The following is a 6752-nucleotide window of genomic DNA, read 5'->3' on the forward strand; positions in this document are numbered from 1 at the left end:
AGGCATGCGGGTTTCACTGGCGATCGAACGACGGTCATGACATCGTGGTCACGACAACCGTCGGCTACGTGTCGGCGAGAATGGCGCAAATCAGGGTGAACGGCGTCGAGATCGTGCCGGACCAGGAGCGCTGACATGCTGAGGACCTGGAGCATCCTGGCCCGATTGTTTGGCGGCGCCGCGATCCTGTTCGGCTTTTTCGCCGGATCGCATGCCCCGACCGATATCCAACTCGGGATTGTCACCACCAGCGTGATCGGCGGCGCGATCCTTTGCCTTGGCGGGGTTGGCCTGCTTGAACTGCACAGGCTGCAGGCCGGCCAGCGCGAGCTCATGGCGCTGCTGACGCAGGCATCGGCGTCAGCAGCGCGCCCGAATTGGTTTCCCCAGGATGGCCGAAACTGAGAGCCAAGCTCATGAAGTGCGGGCCGGCTCAATCGCGCCTGCGCAGATTGAGGATTAGTTCGCGTAAGCGATTTCCATAGCCCGAACGGCCACGATCTAAAACCTTTGTGGCTGAGCAGTCCGCATTCGGCAGTGACCCTGACGCGGTCGAAGTTGTCTGGTCCGTCGCTACAATAAAACGCCAGACAGGGAGTAAATTGCCCGGCTATCGAACCTTCCTGACACGAGGGGTGAAAACACCGTCGCCCCTCATGATGATAACAAACACCCGCAGCCCATCGCTTGTTGGATCCGTGTCATCAAACACCGTGATGTCCTCGATCAAGCGACCAAGTGAGAGAACAAAGCGGTCGGTTCCTCCTGCGAAGAACTGAGGATTGTTCGCGAAGGTGAAGCGACAGCCTGGCCGGGCGATCCGACTGATCTCCCGTTCGCCGTGGCCGTCATCCAGGCCTTCGGTCGTGATGATCGTCGACCGCATGCACAGGTCTGTGACCGTGTGCGAAGGAATGGTGTTCGTCAGCGGACGTGGCGGTCCGAAGAGGTTTTTCGTGTCGGTGACGAAATCTCGAAACCCCAGGTATTTTGTTTCTCCCTCGCCCCCGATGTTGATCCTGATGGAGCCCTGAGGGTTGATCGGGGTCCCACGGTGTTGGACACGCGTATTCTGGATGCTCGGCGCGGTCGGGCAATTTGAATGGTCGTGGTTATGCCCATCGCCGGTGATTTCGACGAGTTCACTCGCCCCGGTCGACTCCTCTTCGAAGATGCTCATTTCATCGTCGAGGCTCTGGATCGTCAGCTTGCCAACAATGTTATCGGGGACGATCTGCCCTGGTCCTAGAATCCGTCGCTGCTCTTTGTAGGCCTTCACAGCGGCCGCCGTTGCGGGGCCGTAGATTCCATCGGGCTTCAACAAGACGCTCTTTCGGCCGGGCCCCATGCTCAAGAGCGTCAGGGCGGTCTGGATCTTCGTCACGAAATTGCCGCGGCTGCCTGACGCGACGTGGGAAGCATCCGACACAAGGCAGGCCTCTAATCTCGTATCACCCGCGAATAACTTGGACTGGAGCGGCATGGAGCATCTCCTACAGATTCATCCTGAAAATCGGATTGGGATAAGGTGGGCGGGGTTCAAAAACTGGATCGTTGCAATATGCGTCGTGGGGCTCGAATAACCTCGTTAACTGGAACCCGATCATCCACGCAAGGCCGTCGGCGGTCAACGAAACGGACATTGGCAAACGACGTCCGCCGGCTGCAACTTGTCCCTTCGCATGTCTGTCAAGGATGTTAACCCAAACGGCAGCGATCGCATTCCGGAAAGGCTGGGCAGCGCACGTCGCGGCACCGCCGCCGATCATCGATTTGCACCCCGTTGCAAATATTCTGCTGGCTCGTCGCACAGAAGTTCCAGATCGCGTGCTGCACGAGCCGCGGGAAGCAGGTCGGGAACGTGGGATTGATGGTCGTGGCGTCGAAGCGGCGCGCCAGGCCGGCAATGATATCGGCGCATCCCCCCGGGGCGTAGCAGCCCGCGCCATAGCTGTGCACGGCTCGATGTCGCCGGAGCGCGCCGGTTCGGTGCAGGAAGTTATGCACCAAGGTGTCGATGGCGATGAAGCCGGCGCCAACCTCGACCCATCGTGGCCGCCCAGGGTCGCCAGCCAGCAACAGGTCGGCAAGCATCATTGACCACAGCTTGGCGCCGATGCCGTGAATGTGGGTCAGGGGCTCGAGCACAGCCGTTTGTAGGTCACCGGCCACCTTGACGGCCGGTCGGGTCGCATCGGCCTCAGCAAGCCTCATATTGAGCCAGGCGACCAAGTCGCCGTTGCAAACATCGCGAAGGAACAAGTGCAAGGCATAGGCGGCCCGGTTCAGCCCGCCCTTTCGCAATCTGTGCTGGGGTAGCGGACATCGGAGGATGTGCGTCGGCTCGGCACAAGTCCCCAGGCCCTTGCGATACCCGCAACCCTCGAAACTCCAGTGACATCGGAGCTTGGGACAACTCGGCGACCGCTTGAGCCCGCCTTCGATCTCCGCCCAGGTGATTCCGCCATGCTTGGCGTCCCAGGCAAAAGCGACGCGGTCCGAGATGCCTTGAAGCGACACCAGCCCGATCAACCAATCGAAGATCGCGGGCGTGTCATGGCGAGCGACAGCCGATTGAACACCGGCGCGGCGCAGGACCGCGGCGATTTGATCGAGATAACCGGGATTGGAGAGTGCGAGCATCGGGCGCGTGACCGCTAGGGTGTGCTGCCAAGCGGAATTATCGAGGCGAGTCATTCGGCGCTCCGGCTAAACCGGTCAGGCTCATAGCGCGCTGGCAACAGTGCCGGTCAAGAGAGCTGCATGCCTGCGGAAAGCGACCCGATCGGGTTAGGCGATCACCGATGCACGGCAATCGAGGCGGGTGGCCGCCTGAGTCGCCTGCCAGTCTGCCGGACCGCTTTAAATCAACCAAGAGGCCGGGAGCGTCGCGCCCGGCTTCCGCTTCTGAACTAGCTTTCGACCTATCAGAAAATAATCGGCTCGGACTTCATCTCCATTCCCAGACGACGTATTGTGAGATCGGCCGGCTCCTTGAGTTTCAATAGTGCGAGCGTTCCGGCTGCATGCCGGAGAACCGCCCACAAAACTAAAACTGTATCAACATTGTCGGACCTTGGCATTGTTAGCACTGGCGCCATGATATCGCGCGCTTTCATGCGAGCGGCTTCGACACGATTGTTCCAATCATCCCGGCGTCGGCGCTGTAAAATCAAATTTTGGCGCGCCAATTCCGCCCGTTGGTTGTTTTCCATGAGGCGTGATACATAATCGTCCATTTTAAAGCTCCGCTTTTGGGAAGAAAGATCTCTCCCACGGAGCCTTTACGTGACGACAATCAACTGTTTTCGCCGATCGATGAGGCGCGAGAAACATCCATTGGTCCAAGATCGCGAAATCGACAACCGACCATAGAAACGATCTCCCGATCGTGTCCGGCTATACGCGGTTTGATACCCTCAATAGGGGTTAGGGCGCAGAGCTGCCTGATGCGACCGCCACCACGGTGCCAGCCGCAACTGATCGAACTCCGAACATTTGTGACCTACCGACCACCGGCGGAATTCGGTCACAGCGATCCGCGCCACACGCTTTCATTTGCTCGCGCGGAGGACGCACATGGCCGCCCAGCGCTGGTTCCGAGCATTCCATATCAATGTAAGGCAGTCATGAGCCAGCCAAAATGGATGCCAATTCACTGCGTAGCAGCCGCGCTTCGCTGGATGTGCCAACGCCGCCGACGCTACCTCATCCGCCCCGATGCAGATCTCATTTCGAGGCCTGTATATGCACCCGCTTGACCAATCGGCGTGTCGATGAAGGTGAAAGCGCAACTACTGTAAGACCACACATACCGCACCTACAATATTCACAACTGCAGGCCTCAGACTACAGACATCAACACCCCACCACAAAACCAAACATCACCACACGATAGGTAGACTCGATGATAACGAACGATGAATTGATCGACGGATACACTCGACTTGTCACACAACGCCTGGAGATGGGATACGACGCCTATATCCTCACGTGTATGTTCAACCACATTCCCGGATCGACCAACAAGGTCGCGACATTAATGAGACAAGACTTAGAGCGCGTGTTTGCAACGTTTGTCACCCGCGTCGTGAGGAAGCCGCTTTCTCCAAACCAGACTGATCGCATGCCGCTTTGGGTCTGCTGCCCCGACTTTCCGGTACCGAAACGGACCAAGAGCAGCCTGTATGACGTTACGATCAACGAGGGGCGACACCTCCAGGGGTTCGCGCTTCAGCCGCCGGGCAGCCGCTTGCGTGAGAGCCTGGACGATCATTTCGTCGCCCACCAAACGCTCTATGCTCGCCAGCCCCACCCACTCTGTCTCATCCGGGCTGACCCAATCACACGGACGCCGGAGCGCGCCGTCGAATACCTATTTAAATCACTGAAGAGCGGTAGGATCGAGACCGATGACATCGTCATTTTGCCTCGAAGTCAGTGGGAGCTCACTTAGAAGGGCCACCCAAGCATTGAAGCTCGGGTGGCTTGATTTTTCGAATTGCTTACGCGTTCAAGCTAGCGTTTAACGTTCTGTATTATGCGGCGTGCACCTGAAATCAGGGCGGAAATTTGTCCTAAATTTCTGTGGCGCATTGAAGGTGTGGAGACCTCTAACACTAAGCCGATCGGGTCTCGCCCTTGAGCCGCTTAGACGATTGACGAACGTTCTGGACCTTAATGCGCCGATAGCCGTCGGAATCGTCCTTCAGACGCTTGCACAAGAGACGGAACGGCCTTCCAATTGGCTGATCGAGCACCTCCTTAAAGAGGTCGCCAGCATCAAGAACTATTTGGAGGTGGGAGGGTTTGGGCGCTTCCTTTGACCGATTTCGGATTTTTTCAGTTTTTACTGTGCTGAGTTCATATTCATCGAGCCTTATGGCAGAAGGTTTGACAAGATCAAATTTTGTTTTACTCACGTGCAACTTCGACATGTCAGTTTTTGCACCAACATTGTTCATTTGGATTTCCGATGAGAGCAATTTTGTTGCTTTCTTGATGCCTCGCGATTTCTTTATAAAATCGAAAACCCGTTCAGGAGAAATACCCTTATCGAGAAGCAACTGAACAAGTACGCCGTAGGTACGGGCCATCTCATACTTGGGGCCCTCACTTTTGACGGTTCCCACCATGTACATAGCGGCGAGTCTCGCCACGTTTTCATTCTTGGGCTTATGCGCCTTCTCATGCCAGAACTCTGACTGCAGGAATGTCTCCGCATCGACAGGATTATGCTTCAGTTTCTGGGTGAAGTCGCACAACTCTGCTATTAGTTCCCAGCGGTTTTCACGGTGACTTCTATCATTATCTTTATATTGCGTTCGACAGAAGTCGATCGCGATCATGACACCTTCTTTCTCAAACAGAGTGCGGAAATGTGCCAGAAATACATCAGAAGGGCGTTGAGTCATATCTTTGTCCTCGGTGTTTGACATTGAATTCCCAGAATTTCTGGGAAAGCTGTCCGAGGAAGGGAATAAAAAACGACCTGCCGGAGCAGCGTCGATGTTTCATCTCATGAGAATCTTCGGTAAGGTACACTGCGTTGCTGATTTCGCGCATACGTTTCAAAAGTATCACGAGCGTCCCCCGAACAGCGACACGCCGTAGCCGAACACTCGGTACCGCGCTTTGAACATTGTCGTCATTCAGGGTGGGTCAGAGACCCAGAGATAATTCAGCAGCTTTAGGTGTTGGGGATATAGCATTCGATATGCGGGATTGCAAGCGACTCGCGCCAAATGTGTTTTAGGCGTTGACGCGCACTGCGTGCGGTATCGAGCCATCACCGCGATGACCTAGCTGGTTCTGTCAAAAGTCTCCGGGAAGCTCGTAGGGAGCCAGGACGTCGATGGTACGCCTGCTCGTGCGGCCTTCCCTGAGCCTGAGCGTCGAAAGTAAGGGCTGGTGCGTCCATGCTGCATACGGCCAGCACTCGCTCGCATTGAACACAAAATGGTGGTACAAAGGCACCTTGGGGTTGATTTGTAAGTGTCTGTAATTGCTCGAGCTTGGGGTGGATGTTGCTAATCCGCCCCTGGGCACCAATGCACTTCAAGTGCTTGTAATACTAGGTTTGTTGAGAAGTTAGAAGCGTTAGGGTACACCAGCAGGGTGCACCGTGACGCGTCTTAGAAGCATGCCAGGATTACCAAAATTTAATGCGGCTCCGTTCGAATACCGATCCAAAGTGCCGGCTGATGTAGCCGCGCGGGTAAAGGGCCGCAAGGTCACAATCGAGTTCCCTGAGACTGGCAACCGACCAGCAGTCAGCACGACCATAACCCTTGGGACTCATGCCAAGGTGGCACTGAGAACCAGGGACGAATCGGTTGCTGTTACCCGCACGGCATTGGCTATCGCCCGGTTGGAGTTCATCTATGGGGCGGCTCGTCGTGGGCCGCAGCCCTTGACTCAACGGCAGCGTGTCGCCCTCTCTGGGGAGATCTATCGACTGTTTTGCGAGGTATACCGGGACAATCCTGGCGAGCCCTCCTATTGGGCATGCCTGAAGGGGTTGAATCGAGCCGTACGCGAAGGCCGCATCAACGGTGCGCCAACGCTTGATCCACACCAGAGCAATGACGTCGAAGTGGCACGGGAGTGGTTCGGTGTCGATCTAACGGACGGCATAAACAGCCGGCCCGCATCAACTATGCCGCAAGGCGAAGCCTGAGAGTCTGTCCGAAGTCATATCTTTTTCTGGCAGAGCTTTCGCAGCATGAGTCGAATAGACGCCAGTTGTAAGA

Annotated in this window: 6 protein-coding genes; 2 read left to right on the plus strand and 4 right to left on the minus strand. The window is 56.3% G+C overall.

Features of this window, described 5'->3' with window-relative positions; genetic code table 11:
* Positions 1 to 135: 135 nt before the first annotated feature.
* Positions 136 to 405 carry a hypothetical protein gene (locus M8523_RS35390; protein ID WP_282589497.1) on the plus strand — a complete coding sequence of 90 codons (270 nt, stop codon included), beginning with the start codon at positions 136 to 138 and terminating at the stop codon, positions 403 to 405.
* Positions 406 to 610: 205 nt separating this feature from the next.
* Here M8523_RS35390 and M8523_RS35395 read toward each other — a convergent pair whose 3' ends face one another.
* From M8523_RS35395 to M8523_RS35405, 3 genes are all read right to left on the minus strand, one after another.
* Positions 611 to 1321 (minus strand): peptidoglycan-binding domain-containing protein, encoded by a 711-nt coding sequence (locus M8523_RS35395; RefSeq protein WP_282589498.1) that lies wholly within the window; start codon positions 1319 to 1321, stop codon positions 611 to 613.
* Positions 1322 to 1698: 377 nt separating this feature from the next.
* Positions 1699 to 2697, minus strand: a complete 999-nt coding sequence (locus tag M8523_RS35400) for a hypothetical protein (protein ID WP_282589499.1) — start codon at positions 2695 to 2697, stop codon at positions 1699 to 1701.
* Positions 2698 to 2927: 230 nt separating this feature from the next.
* Positions 2928 to 3239, minus strand: a complete 312-nt coding sequence (locus tag M8523_RS35405; protein ID WP_282589500.1) for a hypothetical protein — start codon at positions 3237 to 3239, stop codon at positions 2928 to 2930.
* A 668-nt stretch (positions 3240 to 3907) separates the two neighbouring features.
* Between M8523_RS35405 and M8523_RS35410 the strand changes: the two genes are divergently transcribed.
* The gene (locus M8523_RS35410; protein WP_282589501.1) at positions 3908 to 4456 is read left to right on the plus strand and encodes a hypothetical protein; all 549 of its coding nucleotides are present in this window, start codon (positions 3908 to 3910) and stop codon (positions 4454 to 4456) included.
* A 163-nt stretch (positions 4457 to 4619) separates the two neighbouring features.
* Here the strand turns inward: M8523_RS35410 and M8523_RS35415 are convergent, their stop codons facing one another.
* Complete coding sequence (locus M8523_RS35415) at positions 4620 to 5438, minus strand: hypothetical protein (protein WP_282589502.1); 819 nt, start codon at positions 5436 to 5438, stop codon at positions 4620 to 4622.
* Between the last annotated feature and the right edge of the window lie 1314 nt (positions 5439 to 6752).

The sequence above is a fragment of the Lichenifustis flavocetrariae genome, from assembly GCF_026130545.1.
GTDB classification, from domain to species: Bacteria; Pseudomonadota; Alphaproteobacteria; order Rhizobiales; family Beijerinckiaceae; genus Lichenihabitans; species Lichenihabitans flavocetrariae.